The sequence below is a fragment of the Aquimarina spinulae genome, from assembly GCF_943373825.1.
GTDB lineage: Bacteria > Bacteroidota > Bacteroidia > Flavobacteriales > Flavobacteriaceae > Aquimarina > Aquimarina spinulae.
Genome location: NZ_CALSBP010000002.1, coordinates 1,320,117 through 1,341,274, shown reverse-complemented (window position 1 = coordinate 1,341,274; position 21,158 = coordinate 1,320,117). Strand labels below are relative to the sequence as shown.

At 33.7% G+C, this 21,158-nt stretch carries 21 protein-coding genes; 4 read left to right on the top strand and 17 right to left on the bottom strand.

Annotated elements, in window-relative coordinates:
* Positions 1-80: 80 nt before the first annotated feature.
* Entirely contained in the window at positions 81-257 is a 177-nt protein-coding gene (locus tag NNH57_RS11605) for a DUF5522 domain-containing protein (RefSeq protein WP_159025630.1), read from the bottom strand.
* Between the two features lie 28 nt (positions 258-285).
* On the opposite strand from NNH57_RS11605, the gene NNH57_RS11600 reads away from it, so the two are divergent.
* Genes NNH57_RS11600 through hemL form a run of 4 tightly spaced genes read left to right on the top strand, consistent with a single transcriptional unit; the run spans position 286 to position 3,723 of the window.
* A complete protein-coding gene (locus NNH57_RS11600; protein ID WP_074407597.1) occupies positions 286-612 on the top strand; it encodes a hypothetical protein in 327 nt (108 codons plus the stop codon).
* The gene (locus NNH57_RS11595; protein ID WP_074407598.1) at positions 613-1,560 is read left to right on the top strand and encodes a 1-aminocyclopropane-1-carboxylate deaminase/D-cysteine desulfhydrase; all 948 of its coding nucleotides are present in this window, start codon (positions 613-615) and stop codon (positions 1,558-1,560) included.
* 1 nt (position 1,561) lies between these two features.
* The gene (locus tag NNH57_RS11590; RefSeq protein WP_108807370.1) at positions 1,562-2,434 is read left to right on the top strand and encodes a glucosaminidase domain-containing protein; all 873 of its coding nucleotides are present in this window, start codon (positions 1,562-1,564) and stop codon (positions 2,432-2,434) included.
* Between the two features lie 2 nt (positions 2,435-2,436).
* Positions 2,437-3,723 carry a glutamate-1-semialdehyde 2,1-aminomutase gene (gene hemL, locus NNH57_RS11585; RefSeq protein WP_108807369.1) on the top strand — a complete coding sequence of 429 codons (1,287 nt, stop codon included), beginning with the start codon at positions 2,437-2,439 and terminating at the stop codon, positions 3,721-3,723.
* Positions 3,724-3,738: 15 nt separating this feature from the next.
* Here the strand turns inward: hemL and NNH57_RS11580 are convergent, their stop codons facing one another.
* The 16 genes from NNH57_RS11580 to NNH57_RS11505 all read right to left on the bottom strand — a co-directional run bounded on the left by NNH57_RS11580 (position 3,739) and on the right by NNH57_RS11505 (position 21,103).
* Entirely contained in the window at positions 3,739-5,139 is a 1,401-nt protein-coding gene (locus tag NNH57_RS11580; RefSeq protein ID WP_074407601.1) for a COG3014 family protein, read from the bottom strand.
* Positions 5,140-5,219: 80 nt separating this feature from the next.
* On the bottom strand, positions 5,220-5,804 hold the full coding sequence (locus NNH57_RS11575; RefSeq protein WP_074407602.1) for a penicillin-binding protein activator LpoB: 585 nt from the start codon (positions 5,802-5,804) through the stop codon (positions 5,220-5,222).
* 49 nt (positions 5,805-5,853) lie between these two features.
* Positions 5,854-6,234, bottom strand: coding sequence for a hypothetical protein (locus NNH57_RS11570; protein ID WP_074407603.1), 381 nt, complete (start codon positions 6,232-6,234; stop codon positions 5,854-5,856).
* Between the two features lie 294 nt (positions 6,235-6,528).
* Positions 6,529-7,944, bottom strand: coding sequence for a SusD/RagB family nutrient-binding outer membrane lipoprotein (locus NNH57_RS11565; RefSeq protein WP_074407604.1), 1,416 nt, complete (start codon positions 7,942-7,944; stop codon positions 6,529-6,531).
* An 11-nt stretch (positions 7,945-7,955) separates the two neighbouring features.
* Complete coding sequence (locus NNH57_RS11560) at positions 7,956-11,183, bottom strand: SusC/RagA family TonB-linked outer membrane protein (protein WP_108807367.1); 3,228 nt, start codon at positions 11,181-11,183, stop codon at positions 7,956-7,958.
* Between the two features lie 628 nt (positions 11,184-11,811).
* On the bottom strand, positions 11,812-12,372 hold the full coding sequence (locus NNH57_RS11555; RefSeq protein WP_108807366.1) for a TIR domain-containing protein: 561 nt from the start codon (positions 12,370-12,372) through the stop codon (positions 11,812-11,814).
* A 197-nt stretch (positions 12,373-12,569) separates the two neighbouring features.
* The gene (locus NNH57_RS11550; protein ID WP_108807365.1) at positions 12,570-12,977 is read right to left on the bottom strand and encodes a lipocalin family protein; all 408 of its coding nucleotides are present in this window, start codon (positions 12,975-12,977) and stop codon (positions 12,570-12,572) included.
* Between the two features lie 102 nt (positions 12,978-13,079).
* On the bottom strand, positions 13,080-14,201 hold the full coding sequence (locus tag NNH57_RS11545) for a helix-turn-helix domain-containing protein (RefSeq protein ID WP_108807364.1): 1,122 nt from the start codon (positions 14,199-14,201) through the stop codon (positions 13,080-13,082).
* A gap of 128 nt (positions 14,202-14,329) precedes the next feature.
* Positions 14,330-15,829, bottom strand: coding sequence for a malate dehydrogenase (quinone) (mqo, locus tag NNH57_RS11540; RefSeq protein WP_074407609.1), 1,500 nt, complete (start codon positions 15,827-15,829; stop codon positions 14,330-14,332).
* 81 nt (positions 15,830-15,910) lie between these two features.
* On the bottom strand, positions 15,911-16,459 hold the full coding sequence (locus NNH57_RS11535; RefSeq protein ID WP_074407610.1) for a GNAT family N-acetyltransferase: 549 nt from the start codon (positions 16,457-16,459) through the stop codon (positions 15,911-15,913).
* A 29-nt stretch (positions 16,460-16,488) separates the two neighbouring features.
* Positions 16,489-17,253, bottom strand: coding sequence for an arylamine N-acetyltransferase family protein (locus NNH57_RS11530; protein ID WP_108807363.1), 765 nt, complete (start codon positions 17,251-17,253; stop codon positions 16,489-16,491).
* Positions 17,253-17,759 (bottom strand): flavodoxin family protein, encoded by a 507-nt coding sequence (locus NNH57_RS11525; protein ID WP_074407612.1) that lies wholly within the window; start codon positions 17,757-17,759, stop codon positions 17,253-17,255. The genes NNH57_RS11530 and NNH57_RS11525 overlap by 1 nt, the downstream gene beginning before the upstream one ends.
* Positions 17,760-18,042: 283 nt before the next feature.
* Positions 18,043-18,912 carry a DUF5694 domain-containing protein gene (locus NNH57_RS11520; RefSeq protein WP_132066248.1) on the bottom strand — a complete coding sequence of 290 codons (870 nt, stop codon included), beginning with the start codon at positions 18,910-18,912 and terminating at the stop codon, positions 18,043-18,045.
* A 251-nt stretch (positions 18,913-19,163) separates the two neighbouring features.
* Positions 19,164-19,541 carry a nuclear transport factor 2 family protein gene (locus tag NNH57_RS11515; protein ID WP_074407702.1) on the bottom strand — a complete coding sequence of 126 codons (378 nt, stop codon included), beginning with the start codon at positions 19,539-19,541 and terminating at the stop codon, positions 19,164-19,166.
* A gap of 38 nt (positions 19,542-19,579) precedes the next feature.
* Positions 19,580-20,092, bottom strand: coding sequence for a GNAT family N-acetyltransferase (locus tag NNH57_RS11510; protein ID WP_074407614.1), 513 nt, complete (start codon positions 20,090-20,092; stop codon positions 19,580-19,582).
* Positions 20,093-20,272: 180 nt separating this feature from the next.
* Positions 20,273-21,103, bottom strand: coding sequence for a CPBP family intramembrane glutamic endopeptidase (locus tag NNH57_RS11505; protein ID WP_074407615.1), 831 nt, complete (start codon positions 21,101-21,103; stop codon positions 20,273-20,275).
* Positions 21,104-21,158 lie beyond the last annotated feature (55 nt).

Here is a 21,158-nt window from a genome sequence, read left to right as displayed (position 1 = left end):
AAGCATTTGATATTGGTTTAACAATAGCTATTATATACAAATTTAACCACAATAATCATACCATGAGATAGATAGTGAATCTATTTTTTAGAATAACTATTTGTTTTTTTATCATAACCATACGGGCAATGTCTGCAACCACTTTCACAACAATAGCCTCTCCTTAAGTGATATTGTTCTGTAAAACAACGATACCCTTCTGGGGTAATATAATAATCCCCTTCTTTTGGAGTTAATACTTTTTTAGGATTGTCCATAGTTACAAAAATAGTATCTTGCAGTAATATGCCCATTGTTGTTAACAAATATTTGATAGGTCGCCGTTTTGTAGGCATCGCCCTTTGGCCTTTTATTGTGGTTAATAATTCTTTCCTTAAAGAGGATGAAGTCTTTATTAATCACGAAAAAATCCACTTGAGACAGCAGGCAGAACTGTTGGTTATACCTTTTTATATTTTTTACTTTACAGAATATTTGTTTAGAGTTATTCAATATCGAAATTTACAACAAGCCTATCGCAATATCTCTTTTGAAAGAGAAGCATATCTTAATGAAGAAGACCTCGATTATCTCAAAACAAGAAAACTCTGGAGTTTTTTTAAATATCGATAAATGCATATTTTTTTTTCGGAAACACCACCTTCAAAAAACCAATCGATTACTCATTCTATTTTGGATAATGCTGGAGTTATTCTTGATATCAAAAGAGAAGACCAGATTCATAAGGACGTTTCGGGTAATAAATTCAGGAAATTAAAATATAACCTTATTAAAGCTAAAAAAACGGGTTATACTACTATACTAACTTTTGGAGGAGCATATAGTAACCATATTGCTGCAACAGCAGCAGCCGGAGAAATTATGGGGTTGCAAGCCATAGGGGTAATCAGAGGAGACGAATTGGCTAAAAATCTTGAGAAAACACTATCAGAAAATGATACTTTACGGTTTGCTCACGCTTCGGGAATGCATCTTAAATTTATTAGTAGAGAGCAATACAGAGAAAAAACATCCTCAGCTTTTTTAGAACAGTTAAAAGATGAGTTTGGTTCATGCTACATCATTCCCGAAGGAGGCACTAATGATTTGGCTGTTAAAGGTTGCGAAGAAATATTAACTGCACAGGATAATACCTATGATATTATTTGTTGTGCTGTGGGGACAGGAGGTACAATTTCAGGAATTATTAATAGCACTAAAACTCACCAGACGGTTCTGGGATTTCCTGCTTTAAAAGGAGATTTTCTTGACAAAGAGATTAAAAAACATACATCAAAAACTAATTGGAAGCTCATTTCTGAATATCATTTTGGGGGATATGGTAAAATAAATCAAGAAGGAGTAGAGTTTATGAATGAGTTTAACAATCAGCAACATATTGCATTAGATCCAGTCTATACAGTTAAGATGGTTTTTGGTATTTTTGACCTGGTGCAAAAAGGTGTTTTTAAGAAAAATACTCGTATTTTAGCCATTCATACCGGTGGTTTGCAAGGGATAGCCGGAATGAATAAAAAATTAAAGAAAAAGAAACTACCCCTTATTACAATTGAATATTAAAATGAGGAAATTTATAGTATTGTTATGTGTTGCTATGGTTATCATTTCTTGTGGAGGGAGCAAAAAAGTAACATCTTCAAGACCATCTAAACCAAAGCCAAAACCGACGGTTATAACCAAGGTTGAGCAGGGCCCTAAAAAAATAATAGTAGAAGAACATACAACTAGAAAACCACTTCCTGTACTGTCATATAAAGATAAAGTGCAACGCTATATCCATGAGTTCTCGGGTATCGCTAAAAGTGAAATGAAAACTTACGGGATCCCGGCCAGTATCACATTAGCACAAGGAATATTGGAGTCTGGAGCCGGATATGGAGATCTTACCCAAAGAGCAAAAAACCATTTTGGGATTAAATGTCATGATTGGGAAGGAGATCGGGTATATCATGATGATGATCGTTCTCAGGAATGTTTTAGAAAATATAATCGGGCAAGTGAATCATTTAGAGATCATTCTTTATTCTTAAAAGATAGAAAACGATATTCCAGACTATTTACATTTAGCCAAAAAGACTATAAATCTTGGGCACGTGGACTACGTGAAGCAGGTTATGCTACCGATAAGAAATATCCTCAAAAACTTATTGCTATTATTGAACGTTATGATTTGGATAAGTTTGATGATGAGGTATTGGGTAAAAAACCGCGAAGAAAAGACGAAAAAAATAAAGCTGTTGCAGTTATAACTTCCATTTCTAATAAGGATGGCTATACTGTAAAAAAAGGAGACACTCTATATTCGATTTCCAGAAAGTATAAGATTTCTGTAGAGGAACTCAGAGCATTTAATAATCTGGTCAATAATAATATCAAGGTCGGGCAAGTTCTTAAAGTAGCAGCTGCCGACGAAGAGGAAGAAGATTTTAATTAAGCATGATCTATAAAAGAAGTAGCGCATTATTTACAGCAGCGCAAAAAGTAATCCCGGGAGGGGTTAATTCACCAGTACGAGCCTTCAAAGCTGTAGGAGGAGATCCCATATTTGTTACAGAGGCCAAAGGAGCATATTTGTACGACGAAGATGGTAACCGATTGATAGATTATATCAACTCATGGGGACCGATGATTTTGGGGCATGCGCATCCACCAGTGGTAAATGCGGTTATTGATAAAGCTAAAAAAGGAACCAGTTTTGGAATGCCAACAGAAATCGAAACTCAAATTGCAGAACTTGCAGTTTCTATGGTACCTAATATCGATAAAATTCGATTTGTGAATTCTGGTACCGAAGCCTGTATGAGTGCTGTACGATTGGCTCGTGGATATACAAACAAAGATAAGATTATCAAATTTGCAGGATGTTATCATGGGCATAGTGATTCTTTCCTGATTCAGGCAGGGAGTGGTGCAGTTACTTTTGGAAGCCCCAATAGCCCGGGAGTAACCAAAGGAACGGCACAAGATACTTTATTGGCAAGATATAATGATTTGGATCATGTAGAAGATATTATCATGTCTAATCAAGGAGAGATTGCTTGCATTATTATAGAACCTATTGCCGGAAACATGGGATGTATCCCACCAGTAAAAGGATTTTTAGAAGGACTTAGATCTCTATGTGATACCCATGGTATATTATTGATTTTTGATGAAGTAATGACCGGTTTTAGATTAGCAAAAGGAGGAGCTCAAGAGCTTACAGGCGTAGATGCCGATATTGTTACTTTTGGTAAAGTAATTGGAGGAGGATTACCGGTTGGTGCTTTTGCCGCACGTGCCGAAATTATGAATCATTTAGCACCGCTTGGACCTGTATATCAGGCAGGAACCTTAAGTGGTAATCCGTTGGCGATGGCTGCAGGATTAGCCATGCTCAACGAATTAAATAACAACCCAAAGATTTTTAAAAGCCTTGCCAGTAAGACCGAATACTTGCATCATGGAATTGCTAATGCTCTGGATGAGCATAATATTACTTATACGATTAATAGAATTGGTTCTATGATCTCGGTTCATTTTGCTGAAGATACCGTAGTAGATTTTGATACTGCGGCAAAGGGCAATAACGATACTTTTAAAAAGTTTTTTCACGGAATGCTAGACAACGGTGTTTATATTGCGCCAAGTGCTTTTGAAACCTGGTTTATAACCGAAGCACTTACTTATGAAGACCTGGATGAAACTATTGCTATAGTACAAAAAGTCGCTAAAACACTTTAGAGGATAAACACGCTTTTATTGACTGGGAAGAGAAATTCTTGGAGTTGTGATTTTTTCAAATTGAATTCCTCCGGTTCCCTGTATCTGAATATTTTTAGAAGTTAATTCCCCTTGATGTGTACGTAATTTAACGGTCAAGCTATTTTCTCCTTTCTTTAAAGGGATTCGGGTATAAAATATTTTGTTAGGTAAACTTTGCCAATTACGAGTATCGGCACCTTCTGTTAATGCATTAAATACCCCTAATAAAGCTCCTAAATCGTTGTTTTGATTTTTTACTATGTATTCTGAAACTTTCTTTGTTCCTAGTCGCAAAGCAATTTTTCCGATCTCTCTAAATGTTCTGTCTTTTAAAGTTTTAAAAGCAATTTCTTCATAATCTTGTGTTAGTTGAAACGGATATGATAGACTATCCACTTGTATCTCTGCATTATTATATAAGGATTGCTGACTCACATATTTTGGATATGCAACATTAAAAATATCAAGGTCAGAAAAATCGGAATTATTATCTCCTCCGGTTGGTATCGGTAATGGTAAATTTAAAGAGAGATCTTCGTTGATAATGGTTAGAAACCCGATTTCGTTACCCGGTAGGATGGTAAACGTATAAAAGGTTTCATCCTTGTAAGGAGCTAGTCCGTTTTCCCAAAAAATAATTGCTTCTCCACCTTCAGTATTTTTTTTAGGAATATAGGTAGTGTTTAATAGATTTTCATAACGTTCTATTTCATCGATAAATCCCATAGCACTTGCTGTATGAAACATATCCTGGCATAGTTGTTCAGGGATATTAACTCCTATATAAGTACCTTGATTTTCTAGATATAAATCTACAGCATTACGATATGCAATAAACGCATTGTTATTATCTCCCGAGGCTTCGTATAATAGACCTTGCAATATATGAGCAAATGCATCATCACTATACCTGTTTTTTTTCTCGGGAGGATAACTTTCATTTATTTTTTGTAGTTGTAATGAGATGCGTTTTGCTTCAACAATAGCTTCATCATATTGGTTTAAAAATATATAATTAAGCGCTTTGTAATAGTGTATTGCAACTTTTTCAAAATCTTCTCCTTTATATGTTTCTTTTTCGGGGTTTAAAAGAATACCCAGAACTTGATTTCCTATAGCTCTTTTATTAGATTCTATAAATACATCTGCTTCGTTTAAAAGCTCATTACTTAAGGTATAATTACCTGCCAGGTATGCCAATTTCCCTTTTTCTAATAAATATAGAAGATGATTTCTGGGTTTTCCTAAAAACTTATTTTCTTCGATCACCTCCATGGCACCTTCCATATCTCCCTGTTGTACCTTGGATTGAAAAAGTGTGCTCTTGGTATGATAACTGCCACAGTTACTAAGTACTATTGAAAAACAACACAATAGTACAATGCGAAAGATCATTTTTTTATGGACCATATTCAATTATCAAAAAAGCTTTCCTGAGAAAGCTTGGTGTTTTGTGAATTTAGAGTGCTACAGAATTAGTTTTTTACAAACTTTTTTATTTTTTTATCTCCAATCCATACTTTTTCATTGGTTTGAATATTGGTTAACTCCAGGTCGATTTGATAATATACTACTTTGTTTCTTTTATGGGCATCAACTATAGAATTAATATTGCCTTGAAGCATATAATCTGCCCCTGTTTCTAATCCAAATTTTTTGACTGTAGATATCGAGGAATTGTCTTGTTGATCGGCACGTTCTGCTCTTAGTTCTTCGCGCATTTTACCACCTTGTACTACTCTAACTTTTTGTCGTTGAATAAAAGCTTTTTCTATATCTTTAATAAAGGTTTCGCTTTCTATGTGCTCGTGTGATTTGTTGCGTATCAAACCAACTATAACCACCGGTTTTTTGCCTTTTTCCTGAGTGTGATCGGTTATCCAATTTCCTGTAAGTACTTCTTGCGTTAGTTCTTCTGCTGCAAAGCGTGAATCAGTATCGTTCCATCGTCCGCTAATATCAATTTGTGTATCCGGAGCTACACGTGTAATTTTTCTTGCGCATGAAGAAGTTAAAGATATTACCAGTAATACTGCTATAGCAGCGATTAATTTTCTCATTTTGTGATTTTTATTTAATGTACTTTAATTATTGTTTTTTTTAATAATATTACCAAAGGAAGCATGCTCCTAAAACTCCTAATGTTAACCAGTTATACCCATACGATCTATGACCATAATAAGATCCATAGTCATAATACCTGGTGTTTTCGATACGTTTTAATCTTCGCTCATGTCTCCAGTATGCCCTTTGTGATCGGTATTGTCTTCGTAACGAGCGTAGTTCTCTTTTTTCTTCGAGAGGATCAATAGCTTTATAGGTTTCCTGCACAGTGGTACCTTGTTGTATTGTATATTCCTGACTATTTTTTGAAAATCTATTCATCGCCTCTTTATAATTTGGGTTTTGGTCTTCTGCGAGTTGTGCTTCTTGTGCATACCCAATACATCCTATTATAACAAAAACGAATACTGAAAATATGTTTCTCATAATGCTTATAGATTAGTTTCTATATAAATATTACCTAATAATAAATGACAATATAAAAGTCAAAGGGTTGCATCATATGAAAAAAATAATCTTAATATCTATGAAGCTATTTTGACTTCTCAATTTATATACACAACATGTAGTAGTAACATTACCCTATTTTAGAAATGTTAAAATTTATCTAATCATATTGTATTAGAACAGATCAGCTTGTATTCTAATTTTTTTATAAAAAAAACCAACGAAGTTAGCTTCGTTGGTTTTTAACCATTCCCAAAAAATAGAATAATTCAGTTATTGATTTACTGCAGTAGGAGTAAATAAATCGGGAATGGGTCGGGGGATATTTTCATTACTATCTAATTCATCCTGTGGATATAAAAATCGTTGTGGATTGATTGTAGTGGTGGTATTGTTTAATGGAAAAGGGACAATAACATCACTATCGGATTTGAGTAATCTTCGGGCATCATTAAATGGCATATAGGTGCTAAACCCTGTCACGTAACGTTCTTCGATAATCTCTCTTAAGATAGCTCTATCTACTGCTATATTATCTGTGTTTTCAATTCCTCCTGCTTGAAAATCTGCAAGGACATACGGATCATAATTAAATGTATCTGCTGCATCGATAAGATTAAATGCATTTCCAGAATCCAGATAAGTTCTTAGTTCATTAAGTTTATCAATGGCGCCCTGATTATCATTATTTACACGCAATATACATTCTGCCCAAATCAATAGGTTTTCTTCGTAGCTTACTAATTTCATAGGAGTAGATGGTCCATCGATACCATCATCCTGATTTCCATCTCCGCTAACGTAAGAATAGTTTCTGCGTGCAGTTTCATCTGTCTTGGCATTATTTCTGCCAGAAGCATTAGCAGGATCTATAAGGTCTCGGTAAAAGGCATTATCGCCGGTCATGTCACCTGCACGACTACTGTTTACAAAATTAAAAAGAATATTACTGTTGGAGTCGACAGTACCAATAGGTTTATAAGCCATTGTTCCAGATGCACTGTTAATACCATTTACTACATTGTTTAATGCCAAATTGTACTGTTTGGTTTGTAAATAATATCGGGCTTTAAGAGTGTATGCAGCGGCAACCCAGGAAGCTCCATTCCCAGAAAAATAAATATCTTCACTACCTACATTAGTGGTAGCATTATTTATTTTGGATATAGCTCCATCTAGTAAAGTTTGCAAATTACTATAGATGTCGGGTTGCAGGTCTATTGTAGGATCAGGAGATTCTAAACTAGCATTATCAGGTACTGCATTAGAGTAGGGGATATCTCCAAAAAGAGATGTTCCTGTACCAATAGCTAGTGCCTCATTAACATCGATGATCCCTTGTAATAAATCTAGGTTAGGAGAAATTCTTCTAATTTCCTTGTTTTGAACTAATATTCCGTTGTATATCAATTCCCAGACGGCATCAGAATCACCTGGAGTATAATCATAATTATAGAGCGTTTGTTGTACCAGATTTAGCCCGATAAGTCCACCAGAATAATACATAGATGTTCTGGCCAGTTGTCCTTGTTGTACCTGTGCATTGGCCAAGAGTGTTCCTTTTAATAGAAGATCTCCAGATGGGACTTCGACCAGCTGATTTGGATTTTCGTTAACATCCAGATAATCTTCGCAGGAGAACATCGTAATTACGATACAGGATACTATTAGTTTATATATAGTTTTCATGATTTCGTTTTTTAATAATTAAACTTAATACTAAAAGCATAGGTTCTCACTCCTGGATTCGAAAAATAATCCAATCCTTTTCCTCTGCCGACACCAAATTGATTTATGTCGGGATCTATACCAACTACATCGGTCCAGATAACCAGGTTTCTTCCAGAGGCTGTAAATTCAATTGAGCTTAATCCTGTTGTTTTTTGTAGCCCTTGAGAATTAAGCTGGTAGGATAATGAAAGTTCTCTAAACCTTGTCCAGCTAGCATCTCCAACAGCAAATTCATTTAATTTACCATCTCCAAAACCATATAGGTTTCTATAATAACTCTCATCTAGTAATACATTTCCATTTCCGAAGTTTCCTATATTAGCTCTTACGCTTGTGCCCGCTGGTACCACATCTCCATTAAAATTCACCAAATCTTCATTTAAAGTAATAGTGTTTCCTACATCTCCGTGGGTACCGAAGTATGAAGTGATGAAACGAGTTCTTTGAGCCATATCATTACCTTGACTGGTATCAAACAATGCCGATATCGATAGATCTTTATACGATACACTTAATTGTAAACCTCCTAACCAATCTGGATTAGGATCTCCTACCACTTTGTTACCACTAGTATCTACTATGGGAAAACCATTGGCATCTAATACCAGGCTTCCATCAGCATTACGTTGAGCACCTTGGGTATACAAAACTCCTAGTGGTTCTCCTTCTATAGCTACAGATTGGATAGAACTACCAGGGGTAAAGCTAACCACTCCTCCTCCTTCGATCTTAGAAACCAGATTTTTATTGGTGCTAAAATTTATGGCAGCACTAGCTTTCCAATCTCTGTTTTTTATAAAATCATATTTCAATTCGGCTTCAAACCCTTCATTTTCTATAGTAGCTCCATTTCCATAAATTTCAGAAAACCCTAATGTTGGAGGTATTGCTATATTGAGTAATACATCTTTAGTTTCGTTTTTGTAATAGGTAGTCGATAATGAAAACCTATTTTTAAAGAAACGAAGATCTAATCCAACTTCATATTCTGTTTTTATTTCTGGTTTTAGGTTTGGATTCCCAAGTCGTTCGTCGAATTGAAACCCTCCTCCAAAATCTTCGAGTGCGATCGTATCAGAAAAAGTAGAAAAAGACCCTACTTCAAAAACAGTCTCTTCTCTATGTGCTAGAGGAACATTACCTACCTGGCCAAAAGCAAGTCTAAGTTTACCAAAGGATAAAGGATCAAAACCATTGATTAATCTACTAAAAGTCCATCCTAATTCTGCGCTTGGGTAAAAGAAAGCATTATCACTTTTTGGGAGTACAGAATGTTTTTCATACGCTCCTCCTAGGGTTAAAAATAATTGATCGGCATAATCAAAATTGGCAGTACCATAGAAGCGGATATTCCTTCTCGAGGTTCTGGTAATCTCTGAGGAAATATTTTCTTTTGCCGAGATCTCTACAGGATCTAATGGTTTTCTAAAATTGGCAATGAAGTTATCTGCTTCAATAAAATCTCGTTTTCTTCTTCTGTCATTAATACCATATCCTATGATTACATTAGTGTTTAGTTGTTCTGTTAATGCATATCGAAAAGATGTTAATATATCCATCGTATACTCTTCATTATTTATGGTTTCGTCATTAAGTAAACCAAACCTTCGAGCAGAACTTGCAGTGTAGTATGGAAAGAAATATACCCTGTTATCAGAATAAAAATCTGCACCTCCTCTAAGGATAGAGTTGATATTATTGTTCCATTGGTATTTTAATTCTGCTGTACCAATAAAACGATTTACTTTGGCAGTACTTCCTTGTTCATTGATTGTCCAGAGAGGATTATTATAAATTACATTATCACTATTTCCAAGATATCTTCGATAAGAACGATGACGTGATTGTACGATAGTCCCAGAGCCATTATTATAATCTCCTTTATAATCTGTAATATCAAAATCTGGAGATGTACGCAGTAATCCCAGGTATAACCCTGCGGTATTAGAACCTTGCTGAATTCTGTTAGAGCTGGTGTGTATGTAATTTCCTTTGATATTAGCAGTAAGTCTATCTGTAAAATTCTGAGAAGTAGATAAGGTGAAATTAGTTTTCTTATAATAACTATTTTTAATTGTTCCGTCTTGATCTACGTGACCTCCACTTAAGAAATAAGTGCCTTTTTCACTCCCGGTACTTAAGGTGAAACGATTATCAAGTGTGACCCCGGTACCAAATACTTTATCAAAATTACTATCTACATACTGATCTGTTCTATTTTTTTGAGTAATCGGATAGATAGTAGTATTGGTTACCAAAGATTCAAAAAATTCTCCTGTAGTATCTACATCATCTGGAGCTCCGCTTCTGTTAGAGATTCTATCTCCCCAAGAGAAGGCAGATGTTGGGCTATAGTTACCGTTAGTACCTTGCCCGAAAGATCGTTGTAATGGATGCTTGTACGAGACTTCATCGATAGAAACACCAGACGAGAAGGTAACTCTCATTTTACCTTTTTTACCTTTTTTGGTGGTGATTACAATTACTCCGTTAAGCGCTCTTGTTCCATACAATGCTCCTGCAGAAGCTCCTTTAAATACCTGAAAAGATTCGATGTCATCGGGATTAAGGTCATTAAGCCTGGATTGCTGCGATACTCCTGCAGAAGTATCTCCACTACCAGAGCCTTCTAATGTATCATTGTTTAAAGGTACCCCATCTACAATAATTAGAGGTTGACTAGAGCCTCCCAGAGAACTGGTTCCTCTAATTTGAATATTAGAACCAGCTCCGGGATCTCCAGAAGTGGCATTGATACTTACACCAGCGGCTTTACCAGCTATACCGTCAATGATCTTATTCTCTACAGGCTGTACTAGTTTGTCTGCATCGATTTTAGAATAAGTAGAAGACAGTTTATCTCTTTTTTCTACAAATCCTAAAGAGGTTACAATAACCTCGCCTAAGGCTTCGGCATCTTCCTGTAAGATAACATCGATTGCAGTTTGATTAGCAATTGGTATTTCTTTTGTGACATATCCCAAATACGAAAAGACTAATGTTTGATCAGAGTTTGCATCGATAGTATATTTACCGTCAAAATCTGTTGTCGTTCCAGTTCTAGTTCCCTGTACTAGAATTGTTGCCCCAGGTAAGGGACCTGCTATGTCCCGTACAGTACCTGTTATTGTAGTTTGGCTATAACCAATACTTGATAGCAGTACTGCACACATTAAAATTAAGAGTTGTTTTCTCATACAATTGTGATTTGATTAGACATGAATTAAAATGGTATTACATTTTAGTTGGTGAATTATAATTTTGAATATTTTGGGGAGTATATAGAGTAGGTAGTGTTTTATGAAATGCCGAAATAAAAAGAAAATGCATTTTTGATATAGAAAGTAATTGGATATACAAAATATCAAAATGTTTTATTAACATAGGGGGTAATAAAACATGTAGTATATGTATACCAAATGATTTTTTTAGAAGCATTTTTCGTGTTTTTACTAAGGTTTATACCAGAGAGATATACTATTAATAGGTAAGTATACCTACGATTACTAGAAATTGGTTAAGCTTGGGCACTACGTTAATTGTTACTTGTAATGATAATGGTGCTTATTATATAAGACGTGTTATTGAGCATTACCCCCCAATTGGAGTTCGTTTTTTTTAAATAAAAAAGGTGTAGATAATCGGTAAATTTTGATTTTTATGATTTACTATGAAGATATTGAGAAAAATCTTTAAAGAAGATAAAAACGGGTTAAGCTCATTGGTCATATATGAATTTGATCTCAGATTTTTGATAAACACAAAACTCTGAATAGCAAACCACTTAACTGCGATATGGTATTTTCTAAGATTTTAGATACCAAATTAAGATGCTAACCAAGCACCTAGTTCTATAATATCTCCATTAGGAGATTTAACATCATACCCATCTGGGTTACTTTCACTTTTTTGAATGTAGGGAAATTTTTGTAAGTACTCTGCACCACCATAATCTGTATAATCTTCTCGTATAGGAAAAATAGCGATATGATCTTTGGGTTTTTGTGTATTGGCATATCGTAATTCCCACTTACAACGTTTAGAACTAATGGCATTTTCTGTGGCCAGGAAAATAAACTTTTTATTATCCTTTATTTTTCCTTCTGTTTTTTGCTGGACTTCTTTGTCGGTTACCTTACTGGGGTTTTCTGTAGTATCTGGATCAAGCAACAAATAATCTGCATAGATAAGTACACCAAATCCTTTTAAAAAATTAATTGCACTATCGAGTTCTTCAAGCTCGTCGTGTTTATAAGAAAAAAACAGAGAAGTTTTAAGGAATTTTGTTTCTTCCCTAAAGAGTTGCAGACTTTCAGTAATAGACTTACTATATATTCTCGCTGCATTTCTAAACTGCAGTAGCCCGTATTTAGGTAATATATTCATGAGTTCTTTAACATGATCGTGTGTGAATATCTTAACGTACTACTCTTGGGTTTTGTTGTTATGAATATTGTTAAATCTTCATAATACCGAGCGCAATAAAAGATTTCTTTGCTATTTATCCAGGCCATAAAATATAGAAATGTCCAGATTTATCATGATAATAAACCTAGACATTTTTAACGCAAGATATTTTTTGGTTATTTTCTGGTATATGTATTTACAAAAGTATCTGATGAACTTTTGGATGTGAGAATAAGAGTGGCGTTTTCTGGAGTCGAGATTACAAAAGCACTATTGTTATTAATAGTAAGATTAGCACCGATAATAGTATAATCATAAGCTGTTTTAGCATCTTCTTCACATACGTTGTTTGTATTAAACGTGTAAAGCGTAATACTTACTTTATTAGAGTTGCTAAAAACATAAGTTTCCATAAGATCACAAGTGTCTAAATCAATAGTAGTTCCATTTTTGGTAGAACTGGATAATTGCCATTTACCAATAATAAATGTTTCATTAATTGTACCGACCACATCATCATCGGTATTACATGAAAACGTAATATTTAATGTTATTAAAACGAATACAATTAGTTTTTTGCTCATAACTTTTCTTTTTTGTTTTGAGCAAAATTAGTTTGGTTTTAAAAGGTAGAAGTCTCTAAAAGTTAGAATTGAACAATTATGGACTCTTTTTTGTCATTATCTCTATTCCTTGTGTATTTTTTTAAATGTAGTTGGGGTATGGCCGGTTTCTTTCTTAAAATATTTATAAAAAGCAGATTTAGAATTAAATCCAGCTTCAAGTCCTATTGCTACCATATCATAGTTGTCAAATTCAGGATCTAAAATCATGGTTTTAGCTTCTTTCACTCTGTATGCGTTTAAATAATCAGAAAAATTCTTTTGAGTAACACTATTAATTATTTGAGAAAGGTAACCAATGCTTATATTTAACCGAGTTGCAATATCACCTCTACTCAATTGTTGATTTCTATATACCTTTTCATTTTCTAGAAGTTGTATAAATTTTTTAAAATATGGATTGTCTTCTCCTTCTTTAAATTTTACAGGTTCTTTCTGTTTTTCATTTGTTTTCTTTTTGTTAATCTCTCTTATTTCGAATCTGTTTTTGGCCAAGGTAAACTTGTATATGCCTTGATAACCAATCCAATAAAAAAGGATATTAAGCAATAGCCATATAATGATAGAATAATCACTGTTATAGTAATAATCTACTACACTTGTTAAAATCCAAAAGAAGATGAGTAAAACATGAAAAGTATAAAATAAACGTATCCATTTTAGATCATAGCCGATATCGGGTTGATATTTGATAGAGTTTTTAAATAACAAGCGAAATTCTACTACAAGTAGACCTAAATTAAATAAAATCGAAAAGTAATATTCTATCGTATAAAAATGGGGTATCCACGCTTTGTTATGAATAGGGTATAAATCAAAGTAAAACTGCCCGCCAATATATAGGTTTAACCCTACAGAAATAATAAAGGGAATAAACAATAACCACTCCTTATTTCTAAGCTTTAATGAAGGATTTAATAATTTTAAGTAATAAAAATATAAGGTTACCGGAAAAGCCAATACTAATTCAATATCTTCTAGTATTCTAAAATTTTGATACTCTTCATACCAATTATAATGTAAAGCCCAATATTGAATATTGATAAAAACTCCGAGTAAAAGACTTATTCCCAGGTATAAATTAGCCTTGTTTTTAAAAAACTTGGAAAATAAAATTATAATCGCAAAGATAAACCCTTGAGTTACTCCTATTAAAATCAAAAAATCTAATATTTCAAAATTCATACTCAATAAAAGTTTATTTTATCTTAATTGCGTAGCTCAGATTAGACATTTGTATAATTTATGAAACCAATTGCATTACAAAAGTATTGATACAAAGTAGACACTTTTTTTACTATTTAGCTATCTATCTAGATAGGAGTCTGTCTAGATGATTGTAGCTTTAATATCTCTGTTGTTCTGTTTCTGGTTTGAAGACATAATTTACCATCTTCAATTAAAGATTTGCCAAAACTGGGAATAATTTGTTTTAAAGTAGTATTCCATGATTTTGATTTCATTTCTTCTGAGAAACATTCTGACAGCACATTTAACATTATAGAGACAGAAGTAGAGGCTCCTGGTGAGGCACCTAGTAAAACAGCCATTGTCTTTTTCTGATTGGTAACAATTTCGGTTCCAAATTTAAGAATCCCACCATCTTCTTTGTCTTTTTTAATAATCTGAACTCTCTGTCCAGCAGTGATTAACTCCCAATCTTCAAACTTAGCTTCGGGGTAGTATTTTTGCAATGTGGCAAATCGTTCTTCGGGAGACTGATATACTTGTTGGATTAGATATTTTGTTAATGACAAATTATGAACTCCTGCTGCTAACATTGGCCAAATATTATGTGCTTCTATAGACAAAGGGAGATCCATATATGAGCCATTCTTTAGAAACTTAGTAGAGAAACCTGCATAAGGCCCAAATAATAAAGAACGTTCTCCATCTAACATTCTGGTATCGAGATGAGGTACAGACATTGGTGGGGATCCGGTTTCGGCTTTACCATAGACTTTGGCTTCATGTTTAACAATAACGTTGGGATTGTTACAACGCAGGAACTGACCACTTACAGGAAAACCACCATACCCGCGCTCTTCTGGGATATCTGATTTTTCTAGAAGCAATAGCGATCCACCACCAGCGCCAACAAAAACAAATTGAGTAGTCACTGTTTTTTCTTCTGAGGTTTGCAAATCTGTCACATCAACCTGCCAGTTGCCATTGTCCTGCATCCTAAGATCTTCTACTTCATGTCCCAGATACAGATTTACACCATCACAGGTTTCCAGGTATTTTATCATTCCACGGGTAATAGCACCAAAGTTTACATCTGTACCAATAGGCATTCTGGTAGCTGCCACCTTTTGCTTAGGATCTCGACCAGTCATGATCAAAGGAATCCATTCGGCAATTTCTCTATGATCTTCTGCATATTTCATGTTTTTAAACATGTTGTATTGAGTCAATGCTTCATACCTCTTTTTTAGAAAAGCAATGTTTTTATCACCCCACAAAAAGCTCATATGATCGATATCATTAATAAATGGACTTTCTGTTTGTAGACAGCCTTTTTCTAGTAAATATGCCCATAACTGTTTTGAAACCTCAAAATTATCACTAATTCTTAGTGCTTTAGAAATATCGATCGCACCATTCTCTCGTTCGGGAGTATAATTCAATTCGCAAAAGGCAGAATGCCCGGTACCTGCATTATTCCATGCATCAGAGCTTTCGGCACCTACTTTGTCTAATCGTTCGTAGATGTTTATCTGGGCATCAGGAATTAATTCTTTTATAAGTACACCTAAAGTGGCGCTCATAATTCCGGCACCGATAAGGGTAAAGTTATTTATATTGGGCATAACATTTATTTGTTAATATAGTGAGAAATAGAACCAGAGTCAATCTAATATTATTTACAGTAAATGAGATACTTTTCTTTTTTATTTAGAAGATGAACTCTTATTTAGCATAGCATAAATAGCTACACTAATATGTTTTCCGTCTTTGATTTCACTGTCGACCATAGTCCCTTCATATTTAAAATCGAATTTTGCCAATCCATTTTTGCAGTTCGTATTCTCTGCATCTACAAACCCTTCAATTCGATGTAATCCTAGATTTTCAAAACCAAATTTACAAATGAGAGGCATTACTTCTTTCATGATTCCTTTTCCCCAATACTCTGGAAGAAGCCAGAACCCAATTTCTGCTTTTTTATTTTCCTTTTCTATAGCATTAAGTCCTCCTGCACCATAGAAAGTGTTACCATCTTTTGAGCAGACCGCCCACCATATCCCGGTTTCATTTTTTTCTAATTCTGCAAACCATGTCATTTGCTCTTTGGTAGCTTCAAGACTATTAAAACTAACCCCATAGTATTTGATTACATCGGGATTTGATAGACCGAGATATACATTCTCTAAATCATTGTTTGTAAACTGCCGTAGTTGTAATCGTTCTGTTTCTATAATAGGAAATGTAATCGCCATTTATTTTTAGTATGATATTATGATTTGATTTAGGAACGCTTCTGTATTTCGATATCAAAATACTCTTTTAGAAGCTTATTAAATTTTATTTCTTCTGTAAACTCTATTATTTCAGTATCTGTTCCTTTGGTAATTTTGCATTGCTTGTCATTTAGAGTAATTCTTCCGGTATTGGTTACCATAGAAATTACTTTTTTTTGTGTAAAATGAGAATCCTTACTTGTTTGATGAAAAGTACACATTTCTTGAAATTCATTAAAATTTCGACCTATAGTTTTAAAAATATACTGTGGAGTCGATACCTCATTTACTATTTCATTTACTCTTAAATAATCATCATCAAATGTATCGAACTTAAAATAACCAAAATCATCTGATAATTTAACTCCGGTTTTAATCAGTAATGGGGTATATGAAAACCTACCAAACCCTACATCTACCAGATAATCTTCATTATGTATAGAAGCTATTATTGCTAAATGATCATACTTTTTTCCATAACCCTCTGATTTGCTATAAACTCTACCTGAAATCATTTTTACATCAAACCCGATTTCTTTTAGTAAATGATAGAACAACCCATTTAGTTCATAACAGAAACCTCCTCTTTTTTGAACCACTATTTTATTGTAAACAGCATCAATGTCGAGAGTGATTTCTCTATTATAATGAATGTCCAGATTCTCAAAAGGCACATTTTTTAAATGACATTGCTGAAGTTCGAAAAGAACTTTTTTACTAACACTTATGTCTTTCTTATATTTTATTCGTTCTAGATAGGGTTGAATATCCATTACTGTATTTGATTTATAAAATCGCTTAATTTTGTTTCTACCAAGTTAGGAAGGTTATTGTTTTCGATCCAACAATGTACATCTCCAATGTATTTCATCCCCAGATATTTTGATGTTTCTACAAATGGCATATGAAATCCATCTTTTAGTTGTTTATCCGAACCACAACTTAGTACTGCCATTTCCATTCCTCTTAGTTTTCTACCTACATCTTTTTCTATTTTTAAACAATCAGAAATTCTATCTAAAAACGTTTTCAAAATTCCACTCATGGTATACCAATACACGGGAGTTGCAAAAATAATGAGGTCATATTGACTTACGACCTCATTAATTAGAGGATGAAAATCATCATTTCTATTTTTGAATTCGTAATCAAATTCAGAAATATTTTTTGTTTTTAAATCTATTATAGAATAGTTCATTTGCTGGCTAACGAATGAAGCTGCCTTGTATGTATCTCCATTACTATTTGAACTTCCCAGAATTATAATTCCTTTCTTCATCGGGTGTGATGTTCTTTTTTATATTGTTGATCTGGTTGTTGTTTTTCTATAGCTATCTACTACGATATACTATATTGAGACTAATATAAAAAAATCTATCGTGATCAGCACGGGTAGATGATATGTAGTTTGTAATTCGTGGTTTTTTGTATATGGGTTAGCGTCGATAGGAGGTATGCCTATACCATTTACAGGGAATTTTGTTGCACTGCTATTTTATAGATTTTTTTGTTCTATTGTAGATAGAGTCGAGTTTTAAACTTTAGATAAAGCGACAAACTCGTTAGTGGTTATTCTTTAGATAATCCCAACTTGAAACCACTTCAAAATCCGGAATGTTTTCAAATAGCATGTCTAATGCCCATTTATGATTATCACCAACAATAACAAGTATTCTATCGCCTGTCTGTGTCATTTTTAGAATGTTGCCTGCCATTCTTATATTTCTTTGGTACCACCGACCTACCCAATCGGGGCCGATCCAGTTTTTTTGGATCCCAACTCTTATTTCATACATATGCATACGTTGCGCGTTAAATTTTTGAGCCGTTGGAGAGTTCATAAGTGCAATACGATCATAAAGATTATGATTTTTGTATGTCTTTTGATTTTGATTAAAAATCTTAGTTAGATGCTTTTCATATCTATTGTAAAAACCATCATCATTTTGTTTAGCATACTTACCAAATGAATCAAAAGAAAAATTCTCTAAAGAACCTATAAATTCGGTTTGGTTATCAAAAAGGTATATACTATCATGTTTCATATTTTTAGCAATGCGAAATCCTAATTGATAAACTTCATTCCTCTTATTTGAAATATTAAATGTATCAGCTACAAAAGATTGATATTCTTTGTTTGCTACAGATAATACAGAAGGTTCCCATTCTAGTACTACTTTTGTAGGATTGTATTTGGATATAGTTTCGACCAATTTTGCAATATTCTCTTGATTTTTGGATTCAAGAACATCTTTACCAAAGTGTAATGTTCCTACAATCATAATTTTTGATTGCGTTAACGAGTCATAATTTTTTAATGTGTTTTCTGCCTTCTCAAGTTCATTAAAGGTGGGGGTGTCTTTATTTGGATTACAACTAAATATTAGTACAACCACTAATAATAGTAAAAGACTTTTTAAAAATGGTTTCATAAGTTGATGTTTCATAATTATCACTAACAAACATGCGTCGTTACTAAGATAACTTTGCATTGTAAAAACTACAGCACGGCCTTTCTGTGTTGTACTGTTTATAAATCTATTCTTAATATCGATATTAAGATGTGTTGGTGTAAAGATGAAAGGAGTATAAAATTGTTACAGTACTTTTGATTTTTTCACTTCAAAATACGCAAAGATATTGGTATTTGGTATGAGATTCTATGGAGTAGTGACAGCTTTAATTAATACATAGTATTCTTATTAGCACTTTTTTCGGGGATTTGCTGGATGGCATCCCAATGCTCTACAATTTTGCCTTTTTCATCAAACCTAAAAAAATCCATGGTTATATATTCATCATTTCCGGGCCAGGTTTGATGCGTATGCAGTGCGACCAGATCTCCCTCGGCAATACAACGTACAAATTCAATTGATTTCTCGGGGTACTCGACTTGCATTTTTTCGAAGTAATCAATAAATCCCTGGGTACCATCTTTAACATCTGGGTTATGTTGAATATACACATCGCCAACGTAGCGTTCTACCGCTTTTTTGGGATTTCCGGTATAGGCAGTTTTGTAGAATGCGATAGCATTCTTTTTGTTTTCTTCTAAGTTCATCATCTTTATTTTTATACAGTAAGAGTTGTATAGCGTCACTAAGATAGCTTTATTTCGAATAAACTGGCAGGAGCTTTACCATAATGATCAGGTAATCCTTCGGTATTTTTTAAATCAAAGAACCCTAAAAAGTCAAACCCAGCCTTTTTATAATGTTCGATAAGTTTTACATTATTGCCAAGTGTGTCTAATCGTATATAATCCTTATTACTTTTTTGGGCATATTCTTTTGACCATTTTACAATAGTTGCTACAAAATTTTGACCTCTAAAATCGGGATTCGTTGCGATACGATGAATATAGATAGCGGCATCGCCATTTTTTTCTTCCCAAATTTGCTCGTCGCTAAATGTAATGGTCCATACACAAGCAATCTTGTTATCAATGATAATTTTCCACTGCCTGTTTTCTGAAATACTGTCTTCTACAAGTTTTCGCTCAAATTCTGGCCAAACGACAACTCCTTCTTTTGATTTTTGATATGCAGAAGCTATTCTGTATAACCGGTATATCTCATCGATATCATTTATTGTGCAATTTTCAATTTTCATACTCTTTTCATTTAGGAAATGTGTATTCAAATGTCTAACTATTTTTAAAGTGCTACAACCCAAAAATTGCTAATGTTTTGTGAATTTGATATTCTATTGCTATTAGATAACTATAGATCAATTTTTAATAAGGATATATCGTTTTAGTGATTTGTTTTTTTATTGAAAGTGTTATTCCTATTACAATCCGAATTTGTATCGAATCAATACAATAGATAACCAAAGTAGGGTAGCAAGTAAAAAATAATAAATAAAGAGAGGTATTCCTATTTCAGAAATATTGAAGATAAAAAATGTAGAAGCTGTACCTGTAGCATGCATAATAAGGGGTGAAATTAAACTATTTGATTTGTCATAGAGCCAAACAATCAAAATTCTTATGGGAATTAGGCCAGCGTAATGAAAGAACAAGCCAGGTAGAAATTTAGATAGCACTAAATTACCAGAACTGTCACCAGATCCCCAAATAACCGGAAGGAAATGCCAAGCTCCCCAGAATACCCCAATAATCAAACCTGTCTTTAACACTCCGTAGTGTTCTCTTAGTTTTGGCGTAGCAAATCCAGACCACCCCAATTCTTCTAGAATGCCTCCTCCAACTATTCCATAAATTAACCCGCTTAGAATCAAGGTTGTTTTATCCTCTGTTGTGAAAATATCTGGAATGTATACTTCTGAAAATTGATTTAAAATGAAGAGAGAAATAATTGAAAGAATAGGTATAGTCAATATCGCTATGAGGTATAAACGAGTTCTTAAACGCCAAGTCATTAATTTTTTGAGTAGATCTTTGAACCCTTTTTTACCTTTGGTTATCCCAAGTATAATAAAACCAGCGATACTGGGGCCAAATAAATATGGAATCATTGCAATAGGAAGCAGTTTGTCGAATTGTTTTGAAGTAGCCGGAATCCCAGTTTGGCTTGCTACAATCAAAATTCCACTCCATGAGATAATAAATGTTAGAATGAAGAAGAAAGTAACAGCGTTTCTTTTTGCATATTCTCTCATGATATATTAATCTTTTGAAGTTGCTACTTATGTTATAAGTATGCATTAATGGGCA